This is a genomic window from Bacillus cereus group sp. BceL062, assembly GCF_051780025.1.
GTDB lineage: Bacteria > Bacillota > Bacilli > Bacillales > Bacillaceae_G > Bacillus_A > Bacillus_A toyonensis.
In genome coordinates this window covers 159,174-179,329 of the sequence record NZ_JBPWGY010000006.1, presented here as the reverse complement: position 1 = coordinate 179,329, position 20,156 = coordinate 159,174, and the positions used below count along the sequence as shown (strand labels likewise).

Sequence of the window (20,156 nt, the reverse complement as noted above, 5' to 3'; positions counted from 1 at the left end):
TATTATGTCATATGTAACTTTCCCCAAGGAGGCCATTTCTTTATGCTAAAATTTAATTGAGTTTGTGAAGAAACAGAAAATGGATTAAATAATCAGGGGGAGGAAGGACATTGGAAATAGCCAAATTAAATTTGCCCATTGATAGTAAGCATTTTTTACTTAATCATCAAATTAAAGAAACTGAATTCGAATGTCTCAATGTTGATTTTTACACCTATTCTAATGGTTTTCTTTTAGATGTAGTAGAATGGACAAAACAAAATGATTTTTCTTTATCAATATTGGATAAAGAATTTACAGAAGCGTTTTTAGCGAGTTTAGAGAAGTTTAAACCATACCTTGTTATTGGGAGCAATATTGACTCAGGTAATCTAATTACTATCTACCAGCCCACAGGAGAAATATATGAGCTAGAACATGAAATTACGGAAAGAGTAGAAAGATATTTTGTCAATTCTTCTATAGAGAAAATGTACTGCTGCTTCAATTATTTTAAAAAGTGTTGGATTCAACTATTAGAGCAAGAACACTACAAAAGTCATAATCTAATAAACACTTTTTATGAATTAAAGAACAAATTATTGGAGTTTGATACTAACATATTAATAAATGCTGATGACTACAATAGACAATTTTGGAATTGTTTATATCACGGCAATTTAAACTTTCTTTTGGAAAAGTCAGACGAGAAATAGATTATCTCTAATTGAGATACTTACATGAAGTAAACGTTATTTCAAAATGAAAAACGACTTTTTAAGAAACAAAAGCAGATTAAGGGATAGCTCCTTACTGGTTAAAATTTCACTAACAAATAAAATAACAGTAAGGAGTGGTTTCTTAATCCCGCATTGCACCTGCTTCTCGGGAAGTCATTGCTCCTTGTCCTTCTCTTACATCATTTTGAATTTCTTGTTTCACTTTTTGCGCATCAGTTTCTGCAAAATTTGGTTTCATAATGGAACTAGACTTTTCTATAGCTTTTTTATTATGTTGCATACAAACCCTCCTGACTTTAACATTTAACAATCTTATTATGTGCAAATGTACATATGATATCCATCGAGCAATCGAGAGCGTTTATAGAGTGATACAGATGTTGAGTGACAATAAAGTTATTTACTTCCAAATAAAACCAATGAATTTACAATAAAGATGTAAAGGGTCATTTAACGGATTAAGGAAAAGTATTATTAGTGGTAAGTCAAAGTAATTTGATTAAATCCACTAAATGTACAGTGATAATAAAGTTGTTTAAAAAAAGCAAGTCATGTTATTCAACAATCCGGCCATTTAATGGAATAAAAATCGCAAATATAATTGGATATTTATGTTAATATTAGTGTAGATTTTGTGAAGGATTGTCTAAATCTAAAATTGCAGTTAATTTTTTTTGTTGAACATAGAAGTTGTTTGTATGGGTGTAGGTATTCAGATAACAAGGTAGACAAGGAGACTGAAATGATTAACTTTGTTAAGCAAAAAAAACTTAAATGTTCTACATGCGGGAATAAAATCAGAGAAAAACAGGTTATGAGGAAAAGACAATTTACAATAGGCAAAATGTTCGTAATCGCCATACTAATGCTAATGATAAGTGTTAACGGAGTTATATTTGCAAACGATAAAGAATCTACAAATGTTAGTCTTGATATTTCTAAGATTGATCAGTTTATGACAAATGAGATAGAGAGACTGAACATTCCTGGTGCATCATTGGCTATCGTAAAGGAAGATCAAGTGGAATATATACAAGGATATGGTGTTTCAAATCCAGATGGGGAAAAAATGACATCGCAAACGCCGATTGTTCTTGGTTCGACTACTAAATCGTTCACGGCTCTTGCCATTATGCAGTTAGTGGAACAGGGAAAAATCGTCCTAGAAGAACCGGTACAATCCTACATACCTTGGTTTCAAATTGCAGATGAAAAAGCATCTGCAAAAATTACAATTCAACATTTACTGAATCATACAAGCGGTCTTTCTACAAATGATGGTCAAGTATCTATATCACAAGGGAATAAAACATTAAAAGAACATATTAAAAGCTTGGCAAATACAGAATTAACATATTCTGTGGGCGCACAATATCAATACTCGAATTTAAATTATAACATTTTAGGCTTAGTCATCGAGGAGGTTACGAATAAATCGTATAAAGAGTATATCAATGAATTCATATTCAAACCGCTTGAAATGAACAATAGTTATGTTAACCCAAAAGATGATACAAACAATTCAATTGCGACTGGATACCAAACTGTATTTGGATTAAAGGTGCCGACAAAGCAATTAATCCATGAAGGAACTGTTTCTTCCGGTTACCTTATTTCCAGTGCGGAGGATATGGCAAATTACATGATCGTACAATTGAATCAAGGAGAATTCAAAGGAAAAAGTATTTTATCAGCGAATGCAATGACCACAATGCATCATCCATCAGCACTCATGGGGAATGATACCTACTATGCAATGGGATGGGAAGTGAATAATGAAGGAATCTCCCATAATGGATGGACAGAAAATACATACTCAAAAGTTGTTTTAGATGGGGAGTATGGCATCAGCTTGCAGATCAATTCAATGGATTATCTTAATCTTAATGAATATGATGCCATCATAAGCTGGATAAACAAGCTGGTACATCATGAAGAACCTTCTATATCTGATAGCAATCCATTTATGAAATATGTAATTATTGATTTGATTTTACTGGCAATAGTTGCTTTAATTGTTTGTTCAGCTTACAGAACTTTCAAACCTAAAAATCGTAAAGTAACAACATTCCGTAGGATTCTAAACGGGTTGTCTATATTAGTATTTAACTGGCTGCTGCCGTTGATTATTTTAATTGGATTTCCTAAATTATTTGGTCCTTTGTCCACGGTAACATTATTTGCTCCAGGAATAGGACATCTCTTATTTTTAATACCTTTGCTCTCTATAATTATGGGAGTCGTTAAATTAGGTAAAGTAACACTAACATTAAAGAAAAATACTTTCGGTGCATAAACTGAAAAATCGTGATTGATTTTATGAATTGTCTCTCTAGTAATTGAAAAAGTATGTTATTTTAATTTCATTTAATCCTCCTATACCCATTAATATTTTTCAATAGGAGATCAAGTGCGATAGATACTATCATAAGGGGGGCCATTATTTCTTATTGAACTAAAAGGGGCTTTAGTTCAATAAGAAATAAGTGATTGTGTTTTTAGGTCTCGTTCATGATTTAATTTATTCCATTAAAGGGCGCTTTTGTTGAATGAGCCTTAGATTTTCAAACGATTTTATTGTTATATTTTGAGTACAGTGAAGTATCTTATATCGAAAATTAAACAACTAAATTTTAACCCCGTCCTAAATTGAGAACGGGGTTATGCTTGTTTTAGGTTAAAAATTAAATAACTATATTGTAACCATACAACAGATAGAATATGAACAAACTAAAAAGAAGCAGGTACCTCTCCATTTAAAGGCATCTGCTTCTCTTTACATAGACTCTATAATCATTTGTCTTTCATACCACTTGTTCAGTTTTTCATTAACGCTTTTTGAAATACGCTTCATTTTGTTATTACAGAATCTTGATAGTGTAGCAGGGGATAGACCTATTTCATCTGCTATCTCACGCATTGTTTTATTTTGATGCATATGCTGATGCATAATTTTCTCTCGAATCATATCCTCTGATCCTACAGTAGGTTGTTTTACTGTATCTACAATATAACGCTCCTCTTGCTTCTCTTGCGTATCTATTGTTTTTTTCTTCACCATACTATCTATATTATTCATCAATTCTTGTGGTGGTAAGATAATGATTCCTAATTTTGAATAGTAATTCTTAAACCAATTACGTTCTCCTATCTTTGTTTCATCCAATTCCTCTGCATACGCCCAATGTGAAATTACATTTTCTTTTTCTAAATCATTTAAAACATTTTCTAGTTGTTCACGAATTCGAGTTGGGCGCCCCTTTGTAGTTGTAATACCCATTACAGATAGTAAACCTTTTTCTCCACCAATGGAGTATGGTCTTTTTAAAGTACTATATTGTTGACGGATTCGCCACTGCCAGGATAAATAACGTATTAAACGTTTATGAAACTTGTGTCTATAGCTATTATACTCTAATGCTTTTTTCGATAATAAAGCAGTTGTGCTATTAGATCCATACAAATAGCCTGATAAAAAACTACCTGGTTTAATCTTACAGGATTCTATCCCCATATATTCATTAGTATTCTTATCTCTCCATAACACCACAGAGTCCAGTACGAATAGCCTTTTGATTACTTCACGTTTTACTTCAAATTTTTCCCCGGTTTCAGCTTGATCGTTCAATACTACAACTTCATTATCATCATTCAAATAAATAAAGATGCTTGCTAACGCTGCAATACGTTGCGCTACTTTTATCTTATCTTCTGCACGATAATACTCTACACCGTTTGCAGATGCTTTTGGCATATTACATAATTCCAACACATTTTCATAACTAAAATCTATGAATTCATCTGGAGATTTAGCTTGATTTAACCATTGTATTGTAATGGTATCCAAACAGTCTGCTGTAAGATCATCCATATTACTAATTACTCCATCAACCAATATAGACCATCTTTCTGCTTCGTTTGTATTCACTAATCTCAAATCCTCATCCTTATGTGAAGATAGTTGTGCAACTCCGCTTGAATTTTTTGTTTCTAATGGCAGTACCGGTTTTGCTACTGCTTCATCTTCCTCAAAATGATTTTTTGCTATTCCATCACGTAATTGATAGTACATTGCGTCATTGGTTACAGGATAGTAATCATCCGATATATCTTCTATATGTTCTGTTACCCTATCTTCAAAAATTGAAATTTGAGTTGGTACAACTGCTTCAACTTTTTCTCCGAATTCTTGTTCAATGATCTTATCTAGTACATTTTGAATTTCAATTTTATATTTATTCAGATTGGCATAAATGTTTAATAACGATATTCCTTGCTCTTGTTTCTGACCTAACCAAGAAACAAGTGTCGAAAAGGAAGGGGACATATTAGCTGATGTTACTAATTTATCGTGATTCCCTTGTACTTCTTTATAATATTTATTCCATTTGGCCCATAACTGCTTGTTTTCTTCATAAATTGGAGCAGCAAGTAGGAGGGCATCACTAAACAATGCTAACACTTTCTCCATATTTAAATACCTCCTAACAATGTTAATTACAAATATAATTTGAATCTTAAAAATGTGAAACGTCATAGCTATATGATGGCTATATAACCTTTAAGTTGAAATGTTATCTGAATAATCTACATAATCGTTGTTTTTTTACACGTTTTACTGTGAATCATTTAAATTCTCTTTACTTGTCTTTAATTATATAAAACTGCTTCTATTTGTAAAATCATTACTTTACAATACAATTTCAATTTTTGAAAGTTTTTAATGCTCAAATTCAGTTACTGTTACATTTTTAACATCTATATTTTTGATTCAACAAGTTGTAAACCCGGGTGGTAAATATGTTGATATAAGTCCTTGGATATCGTATTCTTCAGTTTTCCATTCCCTAAATCTTCTTCATCAACAATAATAGTTTTTGGGGCGACTCGATTTGTTAGCTTAATAATTATGGAGCTTTCCTCTAAAAGAAGCAAAGCAAACAATAAAAGCGCTTGCATAATTAAAAATCCGAGTTATAATACTTGTATACAAGTATACTTGATTAACATGAGGTGAATTTATGGCGAAATCAATGGAATTTCTTTATCCTGAAAAATGGCTTTCAAAAGCTTCTACAGGTGATCGTGTTGCGAGCGAACTGAGAATGCGCATTATTGCAGGTGAAATTGAAAGCGGTACCATCCTGTCGGAAAATAAATTAGCTGCCGATTTTTCTGTAAGTCGGTCACCCGTCCGTGAAGCATTAAAAGTACTAGCTTCTGAAAATATTATTCGCTTAGAAAGAATGGGGGCAGTTGTCATTGGTTTAACCGAGAAAGAAATCGAAGAAATATATGATGTTCGTTTACTTATAGAAACGTTTATCTTTGAGCGACTTGTAAAGATGGACACAAATGATTTAGTAAGAGAACTAAATAAAATAATGGAAATGATGAAAATCGCCATTAAATATCATGATTCTGATGAATTTTCTTATCAAGACCTCTTATTCCATGAAACGATTATTCGAACCATTGAGCATTCCTACATCCTGATGATTTGGAATAATTTAAAGCCTGTTATGGAAAGCTTAATCCTTTTATCAATGCGTACTCGTTTCAAGGAAAAGTACGAAGACTTTGAACGGATTATAAAAAATCATGAGCTTTATATAAAAGCAATCGAATCAAAAGATCGAGCCCTCATGATTAAGGCCTTACATCAAAATTTTGATGATGTTCAAGGGAAAGTTGAAGATTTCTGGATGTCACAACAAATGTTATCTAAAGGAGTAGAGCAAGGACATGAGTAGCTATATGTTAGGTATAGATATCGGTACAACAAGTACGAAAGCAGTTTTATTTACTGAAAAAGGCGAAGTCATCCAAACCGAGAATATTGGTTATCCACTTCGCACACCGGATATATCCACAGCGGAACAAGATCCAGAAGAGATTTTCCAAGCTGTTTTACAAGCGATATCAAATATAACGAAACAGCATTCAGATAAAAAACCATCGTTTATTTCATTTAGCAGTGCTATGCATAGTGTTATTGCCATGGATGAAAATGATCAGCCGCTGACACCTTGTATTACTTGGGCAGATAATCGTAGTGAGGCATGGGCACATAAAATCAAAGATGAACTGAATGGCCATGAAGTTTATAGACGAACAGGAACACCTATTCACCCAATGTCACCATTAAGTAAAATTACATGGATTGTGAATGATCATCCGGAAATTGCTATTAGAACGAAGAAATATATTGGAATCAAAGAATATATCTTCAAACAATTCTTTGATCAATATGTTGTTGATCATTCCATCGCCTCGTGCATGGGTATGATGAACTTAAAAAAACTAGATTGGGATGAGAAAGCTTTAAAAATTGCTGGTATAACATCAGCTCAATTATCCGAACTCGTACCAACCACCCAAATATTTAGCAACTGCAATCCAGATTTAGCCCAAAAGATTGGTATCGATTCCCAAACACCGTTTGTCATTGGTGCCAGTGATGGGGTGCTTTCTAATCTAGGTGTGAATGCAATTCGGAAAGGGGAGATAGCTGTCACAATTGGAACCAGTGGTGCTATTCGGACCATCATTGATAAACCACAAACAGATAAAAAAGGAAGAATATTTTGTTATGCCTTAACAGAAAAGCATTGGGTAATTGGTGGACCTGTAAACAATGGAGGAATGGTCCTTCGTTGGATTCGTGATGAACTTGCTTCATCAGAAGTAGAAACTGCGAAAAGACTAGGAATTGATCCATACGATGTATTAACTAAAATAGCTGAACGTGTGAGACCTGGTGCAGACGGATTATTATTCCATCCATACCTCGCAGGTGAACGTGCACCATTATGGAACCCAGATGTACGTGGCTCCTTCTTTGGTTTAACGATGTCACATAAGAAGGAACATATGATTCGTGCAGCTTTAGAAGGCGTTATATATAATTTATACACTGTATTCTTAGCGTTAACCGAATGCATGGATGGTCCTGTAACCCGTATTCAAGCAACAGGCGGCTTCGCAAGGTCTGACGTTTGGCGACAGATGATGTCCGATATTTTCGCATCTGAAGTCGTTGTTCCAAAGAGCTACGAAAGCTCTTGTCTAGGTGCATGTATATTAGGTCTCTATGCCACAGGAAAAATTAATTCTTTTGAAATCGTTTCCGAAATGGTTGGCAGTACCTACAAACATACACCGAAAGAAGAAGCAACAAAAGAATACAGACAATTACTGCCGATATTTATTAACCTATCAAGGGCGCTAGAAGATGATTATACACGAATTGCAAATTATCAAAGAAATTTAATAAAGTAAAACTTTCATCAGTAATCCCCACGCCTCGCTTCTATCTAAATATCGAGGTGGGGGGCCTTACTGCCCACGAATAGCGGGATAAATACAAATACAGCTAAGATTAGGGGGGAACTACGATGCCATTAGTCATTGTAGCAATTGGGATTTTAGCATTACTTTTACTGATTATGCGCTTTAAATTAAATACCTTTATTTCATTAATCATTGTATCGGTCGGGGTTGCTTTAGCACTTGGAATGCCACCAGAAAAGATTTTTAAGACCATTGAAGCGGGACTAGGCGGAACACTTGGTCATTTAGCACTCGTTTTTGGACTTGGTGCGATGTTAGGTAAGTTGCTTTCAGATTCTGGGGGCGCACAACGCATTGCCATGACCCTTGTGAAAAAATTTGGTGAAAAGAACATTCAATGGGCTGTTGTGACTGCCTCATTTATTATCGGGATTGCATTATTTTTTGAAGTAGGATTAGTATTATTAATTCCAATTGTATTTGCGATTTCAAGAGAATTAAAAGTTTCTATCTTATATCTCGGTATTTCAATGGCAGCAGCTTTATCTGTAACACACGGATTTTTACCGCCACACCCAGGGCCAACTGCTATCGCTGGTGAATTGCATGCAAACATCGGTGAAGTATTACTTTACGGTTTTATGATAGCGGTTCCAACGGTTGTGTTAGCTGGACCTGTATTTACTAAACTTGCAAAAAAACTAGTACCTGATGCGTTCACAAAAACCGGTAATATCAAATCTTTAGGTGAGCAGAAAGTATTTAAACTTGAAGAAACTCCTGGCTTTGGAATCAGTGTTTTTACCGCTTTACTGCCTGTTCTTTTAATGGCAGTCGCTACAATTATTACTTTGCTGCAAAAAACAATGGGATTCAAAGATAATAGTTTACTAGCAACGATTGAGTTTATTGGGAATGCGGATACTGCCATGTTGATATCCTTACTTGTTGCGATCTATACAATGGGATTGGCAAGAAATATTCCAATCAAAAACGTGATGGAATCTTGTACAACAGCGATCTCGAATATTGGGATGATGCTCTTAATTATTGGTGGAGGCGGCGCTTTCAAACAAGTATTAATTGATGGCGGCGTTGGTAACTATGTAGCCGAATTATTCAAAGGAACTTCATTATCACCAATCTTGCTCGCATGGATTATCGCTGCCATCTTACGTATTTCATTGGGGTCTGCTACGGTTGCTGCATTAACAACTGTCGGTTTAGTGATTCCGATGTTAGGTCAATCTGATGTTAACCTTGCTTTAGTTGTCCTTGCAACAGGGGCTGGTAGTTTAATTGCTTCACACGTGAACGATGCTGGTTTCTGGATGTTTAAAGAGTACTTTGGTTTAAGCATGAAAGAAACATTTGCAACATGGACTTTACTTGAGACTATCGTTTCTGTAGCCGGATTAGGATTTACTTTATTATTAAGTTTATTTGTATAGATCTTTCTAAACAATAAAAGGGATACGGAAGCTGTTTAATTTGATTTTCCGTAATTAACCAGTTATTTTTCATGATTGATTAATAAGGATGAAAATCTCTCTTTATTTTTTAACTTGATAGTGATGTGCCGTGTCCCTATAACCTTTCGCAAGAATACTGGCGGAGCCTATTGAAATGAAAAAGATTGATTATTTGATTAAAGTGTTATTTTAGGTATATATACTATAATACAGAGTAACATACATGGAAAGGAACGATGGAATATGGAAAAGTTACAAATTGGAGTTGTTGGTGTGGGCGTTATGGGAAAAAGCCTCGCACTTAACTTTGAGAGCAAAGGGTATTCTGTGGCCCTATATGATATTTCAAAGGAAAAAGTTGATGAAATCATTGAGGAAAACCGTGGTAAAAACTTAGTTGGTACTCATATAGTTGAAGAGTTTGTTAACTCACTTGAATCACCTAGAAAGATTTTATTAATGGTGAATGCGGGGGAAATTACAGATAAGGCGATTGATTCTCTAGTTCCTCACCTCGATAAAGGTGATATTTTAATTGACGGTGGTAATACATACTTTGTCGATACAATTCGCCGAAACAAACGTCTTGCCGAAGAAGGAATCAATTTCATCGGGGCAGGTGTGTCAGGTGGCGAAGAGGGTGCATTGAAGGGACCATCTATTATGCCAGGCGGACAGAAGGATGCATACGAAAAAGTAAAGGATATGCTTGAAAACATCTCTGCAAAAGTGAATAACGAGCCTTGCTGTTCTTATATCGGACCTAATGGGGCAGGCCACTATGTAAAGATGGTTCACAACGGTATTGAGTATGGAGATATGCAATTAATTTGTGAAGCATATTTCTTCTTGAAACAAACACTTGATTTGACTGCAGAAGAGTTCCATGAAATATTTGCTGAATGGAATAAAGGTGAACTGAACAGCTATCTAATTGAGATTACCGCCGATATCTTCAAGAAGAAAGATGAAGAAACTGGTAAGCCATTAGTGGATGTTATTCTTGATACTGCAGGACAAAAGGGTACAGGGAAATGGACAAGCCAAAGCGCACTTGATTTAGGTATCTCTCTGCCTATTATCACGGAATCTGTATTTGCACGTTGCATTTCTGCTTTAAAAGAAGAGCGTGTAAACGCAAGCAAAGTTTTATCTGGCCCTAAAGATAAAACAGCAATTGGAGTTGAAAAAGCTGAATTAATTGAAGCAGTGCGCCAAGCTTTATATATGAGTAAAATTTGTTCTTATGCACAAGGATTTACGCAATTGAAGGCAGCTTCTGAGGAATATGATTGGAACCTTGATTTTGGCAGCATTTCTATGCTTTGGAGAGGCGGATGTATTATCCGTGCTGCCTTTTTACAGAACATTAAAGAGGCTTATGAAACAAACACTGAACTACCGAACCTTTTACTTGATCCATACTTTAAAGAAATTGTAGAGTCATATCAAGGCGGATTACGCCAAATTATCTCAATGGCGGTACAACAGGGCATTCCGATACCTGCATTTTCAGCAGCAATTTCTTATTATGACAGCTATCGTACTGCCAAACTACCTGCTAACTTGTTACAAGCGCAGCGCGATTATTTTGGAGCGCATACGTATAAACGAGTAGATAAAGAAGGTACATTCCACACAAAATGGATCTAAAATAAGAAATGGACTAAGATTAAATTCTTAGTCCATTTTTCATCCCACAATTCACAGGCTATAAGACTCCCACTGATGGAATTTCACTTTAAACGAATGACTGAATCAAAATGCGTTTATTTTTCCCATTTAGATGAAAAACTACATAGCCTTTTCAGGGCTATAAACTCTTATTTGAAACTATATTGCTTTATCTTGGCCATAAGCTCTTATTTGAAACTACATAGCCTTATCGGGGCTATAAACTCTTATTTGAAACTACATAGCCTTTTCAGGGCTATAAACTCTTATTTGAAACTATATACCTTTATCGGGGCTATAAACTCTTATTTGAAACTACATAGCCTTATCGGGGCTATAAACTCTTATTTGAAACTATATTGCTTTATCGGGGCCTATAAACCCTTATTTGAAACTATATAGCTTTATCTTGGCCATAAGCTCTTATTTGAAACTACATAGCCTTATCGGGGCTATAAACTCTTATTTGAAACTATATAGCCTTATCATGGCTATTACTTCTTACTTGAAATTATATAGCCTTATCACGGCTATTACTTCTTACTTAAAACTATATAGCCTTATCACGGCTATTACCTCTTACTTGAAACTATGTAGCCTTATCATGGCTATTACTTCTTACTTAAAACTATGTAGCCTTATCGCGGCTATTACTTCTTACTTGAAACTATGTAGCCTTATCATGGCTATTACTTCTTACTTGAAACTATGTAGCCTTATCATGGCTATTACTTCTTACTTGAAACTATGTAGCCTTATCGCGGCTATTACTTCTTACTTGAAACTATGTAGCCTTATCATGGCTATTACTTCTTACTTGAAACTATATAGCCTTATCGCGGCTATTACTTCTTACTTGAAACTATGTAGCCTTATCATGACTATAAGCTCTTATTTGAAACTGTATAGCTTTATCGGGGCTATAAGCCCTTATTTGAAACTGCATAGCCTTATCACGGCTATTACTTCTTACTTGAAACTATGTAGCCTTATCGCGGCTATTACTTCTTACTTGAAACTATGTAGCCTTATCATGGCTATTACTTCTTACTTATAATAATGAATAGCTATATTGTGGTTATAATTTCGTAATTTATGAAACGTTATAGCTATATGATGGCTACAACTTTAAAAAAATGAAACGAGAATATCCTGAAAATCATTCGACTAAAAAAATTTTTATTCTATGTAATTTACTAATAAACGTTGATATAAAGCCATTTCTTTAATTATGAAAGAAAACACAATAAAATCATTATAGCTATATGATGGCTACAACTTTCACTTTAAAACTTCAAACAAATCTATATATACCAAGGGTTACAGCAACTTTCAATAAAATATAACTTATTTTAAAAACATGAAACGTTATAGCTATATGACGGCAGGAAACATGAAACGAAATGAAACGATTATAGCGGTATGATGGCTACGACTTTTCATTTAAAAACAGTTATAACTCCCTATATATCAGTGTTTATACGAAATCTATAGAAATTTCTTAGTCAATCCAAAACATGAAACGTTATAGCTATATGATGGCTACAACTTTAAAACGAAATTAGCGTAAAACCCTATAAAATCAATGGTTTAGTAAGATTCACCCCACAACATACTACGTTTCATATTCAAAAAACTTCATAGCCCTATGGTGGCAACAAACTTTTTTTTATGAAACGTCAAATCCCTTGTCCCCCAAGGGATTTGGGCACGTTTCATTTTTTTGTTTTTCCTCTTAAAGGGACAGATTTCACCAGCATTCGATTTGATATAATCAAAAATGAAATTCTATATCTAATTGTGGGGAAAACTGCAACTTAACATAAAAGGAGGTGAAAAAGATGGCAAAACCTTTCGTTATAAAGAACAAGCGTAGTTTGAATGGTGAAACAACAACACCGGTAATTGTAACAATTAAATCGTGGCAAAAGTTAGTAGAAGCTTTGGAAGGTAAGTATTACAGTTTTAAAGATACTTATCTAGAAGACATTGTGAATTCAATGTCCTATGAAGAACGAATTGCTGATGAAGAGGGATTTGTTGAACAAGCAAAGCCATCTTTTTCACTGAAAATGAAAAAGATTGTAGATAAAGTAAGTGGATTTGATAAAAATGAGGGCAGAAAACATAAGCTATATGGTATTACAAATGCTGATCTAGAAGTATTTCTATTTCTTCATAAAAAATGTAATACATATGGTGAGCTTTCACATGTATCAATCCATATGCTTTGGGAAGATTATAAAAATTATAAAGAAGCATTTGCACATATTCACCACTCGCAATTTTATGTGGCTTTGAAGAAGTTAAGTTTCCATAACATCATTACAATTGAAAATGAGTACAGTGGTAAATATAAAATCACCTTAACTGACTTCATGAATAAAGAAACGAATAAAGCAAATGCATATACATTTATTAGCCCGATAGTATTTACCAAAGAATTCTTTGAGTTATCCATTGCAGCTAAGAAACTATTCATGGATGTAGCAATGCAGCAGAAACGCGAAACTACCCTGAAACGTTCTTTATTCAAAGTTGATGAACAAGGAAACTCAACTCACTTTGGCGGTATGTATCGTTACTTACATAAGAAATACCCACATCAGATTCGTGCTGTGCTTGAGGAACTAGAAACAAAGCTATCAGCTACTGGATCTCCTTTATTTAAAATTTGCAAGTTAGAAAAAGGGAAGAAGAATAAAAAGCAATACACAACATTGCATTTATCTGTACATCCTGATTTCTTATGCGCAAAAGAAGAAGGAGCAGAATACCGTGATCCTTTTACACCAAGAGATACATATAAGCGTAAAGTTAAATTCATTGAAAATCTGTTAGTGGAAATGAATATTGCTGAATTTGCAAAAGATATGAACCAATTCATTAACGTTTTAAAACACTCTTGTCATCGTCAAATTCGCCAAGTAGTTCGTGGCTTACGAGAAATGATTGATCGACAAGAAGGGTATCCGAAAAAGCTTGTTTATACACTAAGTAAACTATTAAAGCAATCTTCTCAATACCGTGTATTAGATACAGCTGCTAAAACTGGTATTTATCCTTTAATTACACACAATGTACCTAAACATGAACAAGAAGAGGCCATTTTTAAATTTGGTACTCATTTTGCTATATACTCTTTACGCAATGTTCAAAAGCTATTCCGTAAAGCGCATGACCTGCTTCATGCGAAATATGCTGTACCTGTAACCTTAGATGCTTACCATCGTAATTACATGCAGTATCAAGAGGAATCACTATTTAGAAAATATGCTTATGAGCAAGGAGTAAATATTAACGCATATATAGCATTAGAAATTGAAATCCGTGAACTATTAAAGTCTAGCGGGCATCAAGGAACTAACATGCCTAGTGATATTCGTGAACTGTTCATTGAAAAAGTTGATAAATTGTCGAAGGAAAAGATTCGTGTAATTGAGGTCCCTGAAGACTTTGATTTAATTCAGTTTCTACAGTCCTTAGAAGCATACTACCGTTCAACAAGTGAAACACCACATTCGGTTGATCAGCTGCTTCCAGCAATGTAAAGATACAGCTCTCTATTTTTGAAAAAACAAAAGTGGAGGGCTATTCGTGTTGAAGATACCCTATGAAATGCATTACTTCAAACAAAACAGAGAGAAAGTTTTCAATTTTAATGATCACGCCTCTCTATTTTTTATGCAATTACATACATTGCATGTAAATCAAAATGAGATATTCACAATTTCTGAGTTATTAAATCTGAATTTTCAATCCTTTTGTGTCATTTCATCTACAAAAAAGCATAAATATTTTTTATAATTCTGTTGATATCTTAATAATTTTGACCTGATGTGTATAACATAAAGCCTTAAGTACTGTTCTTATCATGTTCTTTCTCTAAATCTACTTAAAATCAGAAAAACTTCTGTTAGTTATGTTTAAAAAGTGGATTCTGTTCCTAACTTTGACCAATTTGTTAATAAATTGTGTGTAGTTTTTAAGAAATGTGGAAAGCTTGTTCATAAATCAGCAAAATTTGTATTTATTATTTATTCATTCACTCGCATCAAATTAACGATGATTATATGTAGTTTTTATATACCTACTTTACGATATTTTGTAGTTTTTAATCATCATCCAGCTCATTAAGTACGTTCCCAGTATTTACTTTTTATGATTTTTTACGGCTAGAGTAATGATGAACCCATAGCACAGCAATGTTTTAAGACGATTTTTTCTCTGTATAAAAGTATTATCTTTTTTCTTTATATATATTAAAGATATATATTATATTAGGTTTTTATATTGTGTAATACTTACTATAGAGAATAGACCCTGTGTAAAACCAATTTCATTTCTTAATGGAATTGGTTTTTTTATGTACTTTAATAAACATTATATTTAGGTTTAATCTTTCTAAAAAAATTTTGATATAAAACATAATTTTTTTTATTTCTCTTAGATTTTCGAAAAAAGTAAATCATACTTAAAGTAGATAGTTAATTAGTGGAAATTACAATGAACCTTGTAATCTCCTAACCATTTAAAAAGAGAGGTGAAGACATGGTAAAAAAGAAATCCCAGAAAAACGCCGAAAAAAAGAAATTTACATTCTTTAAAAAGGCAAAGAATAAAACAACTGAACTATTAGATATGCAACAAGAAAATTCAGAAGCACTTAAAGAAAAGAAGACACGTAATACAAGGGAGAAAGTTCCAGTTATAACAGGAAGAAAAGTAGGTAAGGTTACATTTTGGTGTGTAATGGGATTCGTGTTTGCAGGAAGCTCCCTTTCATTTATCCAACTTGCCGCTCCTCCTAGAGCAGTAGCTGTTCTAGAAAAGAAGGAGGAACCCGTAAAAGTTAAGATGTCGGAAGCAGAATTAATTGCATATGCCAATAGTTTTGCCGCTGATTATTTTAACTGGAAGGTTGATATGAATGTAGCTGAAACACGGAAAAAACGATTAGAAAAATATTTAGTTGAAGGATCCGATGAGCAAGGAGGATTAAATAGGGATAGTTTAAAAAATGCTTCTAGTACGTTAGTTAAGTCAGAAGCTGTAGAGGTTCGTCAAAAAGGAAATGAAGCAGAAGTTACATTGAAAATCATTCAAAAACTAGAACCTGTAAATAATCCAGCTCCTGGAACGACTCAAGCCCCAGATACACCAAAAGAACCTAAAGAAGTGACAAGGTACTTCTCTATTTCAATCTTAATGGAGAAAGGGAAGATGGTGATTCCTGACCATCCTACAATCGTTCATGGAGAGAGAGAAAAGGCATCTTATAAAGTGGCTACATTTAAATCAGAAGGACGAGAAATAAATACAGATTCAGAAATAAAAAAAGTAGAACAATTTTTGCAATCTGTATTTAAAGTGTATACAGAAGGAACACCAGAAGAAATTGCTTACTACTTTGAAAAAAGCAATATAACAAATGGACTAAAAGGTATTATGACATTTAACAAATTAGAAAACTTGCGGATTTATGAAGATAAGGATAAAGGGTACAGAGTCTTAGTTGATGCCAAATTAAAAGACAACGATAGCAGCTTAGAGTACACATACACATATGATTTAAATCTAGTAAATAAAGATAATAAGTTTTCAATTAGCTCTATGAAAAAATTTGAAAACACATTAGAGAAGGTGGAGGGTAAATAATTATGGAGCTTTTGGGATTAGATATGGTTGCTCAGCAATTACCTGCTATTACAGATGCAGCTGTAATAGGTAATATAAATTTTGGAGTAAATATTAAAAACTGGTTAGTAGCTCAATTGGGCCCGATCTTTTTAGTTGTAGCACTTATTGGAGTAATCGTCTTTGCAGTTAAACGACAAATGGCTGGTTTACTTGGTTGGATAATTGTTTGTGCACTATTATCAGTTTTTGTATTCTCACCAGACATTTTCAAAGATCTTGGTACAAAATTATATAATTTAGTATTCAAGTAATAAATTAAAAATCTCTAAAAATATTAAAGGGGTTGGTAGAAATGACTCAAAAGCCGACTCGTAAAGAAGTTAGGACATACAACTCAATATGGGATATTCCTAAGAGTTTATACGGGATAAGGGACTTAACTCTCCCTTTCCCAGTTCCCTATAGACAGTTGGGCTTCTTTGTTGGATCTTTACTTTTAATTTTAATTCTAGATCAGTTTTTACCTTTAGGAAATAATGTGTTTTTAAAATACTTAATTTTACCAGGTGGAATAGCATACTTCTTTGGCAATGTAGAATTGGATGGAAAAAGCCCACTTAAATTTTTATTTCGATTTTTCGTGTTTATGTTCGAAAGTAAGAAGATTAGTCGCTATAAAGATACAACTGGTAATATTGGAAGCTATCAATATAAAACCTTAATACGATTCAAGGATGATTCAATCAATAATAAGTAAGTAATTAATCTATACGGAAGGATTATTTTAGTCTCATATTCTTCTTTAAGGAGGGTAAAATGAATCAGGTTGAATTTCCAGTCAAATACTTTCACGATAATTTGATTTTTAACCAAGATGGTTCTTGCTGGGCGTATTACGAGGCATACGGAATACCATATGAATTCCGAGGAGATGATGATAAAAATACCTTATTCATGCGCCAACTTGGATTGTTTTGGAATTTCGATGAAGAAAAGCACCTCTTAATGATTCCTGTTTATCAAAACTTTCAGGAAAAAGCCGATGAATTTAAAGGTACAATAAGCGGTGAACTAAAAGAACTTGCAATTGATCATACAGATGATGTGGTACATGAGCTAGAACGAAAATTTGGGAAAAATGCAGTAGAGTATCGATATTTTATTGGCGTGAAATTAAAGGTAAGACACATACAAGAAGGGCTTAAAGAAATGTTGTATACAGCATTTCATACCTTTAAAAATACTGCAGAACAGTTTGGGTTACTTGGTGATACTAAAATACTAAAAACTGATTTGGAGATGTTTAAAAGAGAAGCTAGCGCTTTTAAAAATAAAATAAGAAAACATTTGGCTGTAAGGGCTCTAGAAACTAATGAAACGCAATGGGTTATATTAAGAAACTTCTATCGCACATTAGAGGCGCCAGTAACTGCTGGATGGACACCTCCCGTACAAAATGACGACTCTGCAATCATACCAAATCAAGAAAGCTTATTACGTTTATCAGAGGCAGAATTTGATGTTAAAGGAAGACATATTGAAATGTCTCAAATTGGTACCGACGGGTTAGAATATCTAGCATATATGAGCTTTTTATCGGCTTCTAAAATCCCATATACGATGGAGTTTCCAGACCAAGAGTGGATGTATATGATTCAAAATATCGATTTTCCAATTGAACTGAGTGTTCGCACTGAAAATATTAACCATCGCAAAGCTCTATCTAAACTAAATAAAAAGAAAAAAGATTTAGAAGATCAAGAGGCACATGCAAGAGAAAATGCACAAACTGTTGGGCTAAACGTGTATGAAGGCGTTCAAGAAGCTACTGAATTACAAGCACTTATACAAAAGACACGTATGCCATTAGTTAAAACATCGGTATCTTTCTGTATATGTGCTGAAGATTTAGATACAATGCGTCGAAATACAAATTCACTTATTTCTATTTATAGAGAGATGATGATTGAACTAGTAAGGCCGTATGGAGATCAGTTCCTACTGTTTAATGAATTTATCCCTGGTTCAAGAAGATATGTAAATGATTATATACACTTTATGGAACCTGGAGTTCTAGCAGCCGGTATGTTTGGTGCAACACAAGATTTAGGAGATAATATCGGGTTTTATATTGGAACAACTGGTATTTTAAACAAAGCAGTTTATATGACACCCTCACTTGCAGCAACAAATACCGTTGCAAATCAAAAAACAAGCGCACTTTCAGTTGCAGTAACAGGAAGTACTGGTTCCGGTAAATCATTTGGAACGAACTTAATTGTTTACCTAGCAGTACTTGGAGGAGCTCAAACACTGATAGTCGATCCAAAAGGTGAGAGGGGAAACTGGACAGAAGATTTACACGGTATAGAAGGTAAAGTAAACGTAATTACACTAGGGACTGATAGACGAGATGAAGGGAAACTAGACCCATTTATCATTCATAAACATAGTCGGAAAGATGCAATTGAGTTAGCAATGACAATTCTTACTTTCATTACAGGTATTAAACCTGATAACTCGGAAAAATTCCCGCGCTTGGCTTCAGCTGTAGAATTTGTAGCAGGAATGGAAGAGCCGTGCTTAACAGCTGTATCTCAATATCTTGAAGATAGTGAGGATAAAGTGGATCAACAATTAGCCGCACACATTCAAGCATTTGAAAATTTATCATTTGCACACTTAATCTTTGGTGATGGAACAAATAGAGATATTGAACTTGATACAGCAGTGAATATCATACAAATTCAGCATCTTGATATGCCAGATATTCAAAAAGATCCGAAAGATTATACCTTACAAGAAAATTTATCAGTTAGTATGCTGATGTCTCTATCTTCTTTTGCAAGAAAATTCTTTCAAAAGGACCCTACTAAATTCAAAATTGTTCTATTAGATGAAGCATGGGCAATCATGGGAACTTCTCAAGGGCGGGAGTTAGCTCGTAAGTTAGTGCGTGAAGGTCGTGCATTAAACTCTGCAGTATACTTTGCTACTCAAAGTGCAAGTGACCTTGGAGATGAGACATTTAAGAATAATATCGGTATGAAGTTCTCATTCCGTAACACAGACAGTAAAGAAATTTCTTCAATCTTAGATTTCTTTGGATTACCTGACAATGAAGAAAATCATGCAATTATTACAAATTTAGAAACAGGCCAATGTCTATTCCAAGACATTCAAGGAAGAGCAGGTGTTGTCACAATGGATGTAGTGTTTAAAGATTTATACGATGCATTCGATACAAGACCAAATGCAAGAAAGAATTATAGAAAGTCAAATGATGATGAAAGGCAGGAAGTTAATGCAACCTTTGTCGAAGAAGGGGGAGAAAAAATAAATGTAGGAGTGAGTTAAT

14 protein-coding genes are annotated in these 20,156 nt (G+C 33.9%); 12 read left to right on the top strand and 2 right to left on the bottom strand.

The genetic code is table 11. The annotated features are described in order from the left end of the window. Positions 1–110 precede the first annotated feature (110 nt). Entirely contained in the window at positions 111–695 is a 585-nt protein-coding gene (locus ACS2MN_RS16045; protein WP_098805690.1) for a hypothetical protein, read from the top strand. A 145-nt stretch (positions 696–840) separates the two neighbouring features. On the opposite strand, the gene ACS2MN_RS16040 is transcribed toward ACS2MN_RS16045, so the two are convergent. After that, on the bottom strand, positions 841–999 hold the full coding sequence (locus tag ACS2MN_RS16040; RefSeq protein WP_180250212.1) for a hypothetical protein: 159 nt from the start codon (positions 997–999) through the stop codon (positions 841–843). A 534-nt stretch (positions 1,000–1,533) separates the two neighbouring features. Between ACS2MN_RS16040 and ACS2MN_RS16035 the strand changes: the two genes are divergently transcribed. After that, positions 1,534–3,015 carry a serine hydrolase domain-containing protein gene (locus ACS2MN_RS16035; protein WP_346994661.1) on the top strand — a complete coding sequence of 494 codons (1,482 nt, stop codon included), beginning with the start codon at positions 1,534–1,536 and terminating at the stop codon, positions 3,013–3,015. Positions 3,016–3,495: 480 nt separating this feature from the next. On the opposite strand, the gene ACS2MN_RS16030 is transcribed toward ACS2MN_RS16035, so the two are convergent. Further along, complete coding sequence (locus tag ACS2MN_RS16030) at positions 3,496–5,190, bottom strand: helix-turn-helix domain-containing protein (protein ID WP_438894721.1); 1,695 nt, start codon at positions 5,188–5,190, stop codon at positions 3,496–3,498. A 550-nt stretch (positions 5,191–5,740) separates the two neighbouring features. Between ACS2MN_RS16030 and gntR the strand changes: the two genes are divergently transcribed. The 10 genes from gntR (at position 5,741) to ACS2MN_RS15980 (ending at position 20,155) form a co-directional block, all read left to right on the top strand. After that, positions 5,741–6,472 (top strand): gluconate operon transcriptional repressor GntR, encoded by a 732-nt coding sequence (gene gntR, locus ACS2MN_RS16025; protein ID WP_001130026.1) that lies wholly within the window; start codon positions 5,741–5,743, stop codon positions 6,470–6,472. Next, positions 6,465–8,000, top strand: a complete 1,536-nt coding sequence (gene gntK, locus ACS2MN_RS16020) for a gluconokinase (RefSeq protein ID WP_346994660.1) — start codon at positions 6,465–6,467, stop codon at positions 7,998–8,000. Before gntR ends, gntK begins: the two co-directional genes overlap by 8 nt. Before the next feature lie 116 nt (positions 8,001–8,116). Further along, a complete protein-coding gene (gene gntP, locus ACS2MN_RS16015; RefSeq protein ID WP_001131717.1) occupies positions 8,117–9,463 on the top strand; it encodes a gluconate permease GntP in 1,347 nt (448 codons plus the stop codon). Positions 9,464–9,727: 264 nt separating this feature from the next. Continuing rightward, positions 9,728–11,137, top strand: a complete 1,410-nt coding sequence (gene gndA / locus ACS2MN_RS16010) for an NADP-dependent phosphogluconate dehydrogenase (protein ID WP_098805695.1) — start codon at positions 9,728–9,730, stop codon at positions 11,135–11,137. Positions 11,138–11,762: 625 nt separating this feature from the next. After that, positions 11,763–12,215, top strand: a complete 453-nt coding sequence (locus tag ACS2MN_RS16005) for a hypothetical protein (protein ID WP_438894720.1) — start codon at positions 11,763–11,765, stop codon at positions 12,213–12,215. Between the two features lie 784 nt (positions 12,216–12,999). After that, positions 13,000–14,709, top strand: a complete 1,710-nt coding sequence (locus ACS2MN_RS16000) for a hypothetical protein (RefSeq protein WP_098805696.1) — start codon at positions 13,000–13,002, stop codon at positions 14,707–14,709. A gap of 1,000 nt (positions 14,710–15,709) precedes the next feature. After that, positions 15,710–16,816: a conjugal transfer protein gene (locus ACS2MN_RS15995; RefSeq protein ID WP_098805697.1), complete on the top strand. Its 1,107-nt coding sequence runs from the start codon at positions 15,710–15,712 to the stop codon at positions 16,814–16,816. Between the two features lie 2 nt (positions 16,817–16,818). Then, entirely contained in the window at positions 16,819–17,109 is a 291-nt protein-coding gene (locus tag ACS2MN_RS15990; protein WP_000421392.1) for a hypothetical protein, read from the top strand. Between the two features lie 41 nt (positions 17,110–17,150). After that, positions 17,151–17,555: a TcpE family conjugal transfer membrane protein gene (locus tag ACS2MN_RS15985; protein ID WP_000192366.1), complete on the top strand. Its 405-nt coding sequence runs from the start codon at positions 17,151–17,153 to the stop codon at positions 17,553–17,555. A 59-nt stretch (positions 17,556–17,614) separates the two neighbouring features. Beyond that, positions 17,615–20,155 (top strand): ATP-binding protein, encoded by a 2,541-nt coding sequence (locus ACS2MN_RS15980; RefSeq protein ID WP_346994659.1) that lies wholly within the window; start codon positions 17,615–17,617, stop codon positions 20,153–20,155. Position 20,156: the final 1 nt, after the last annotated feature.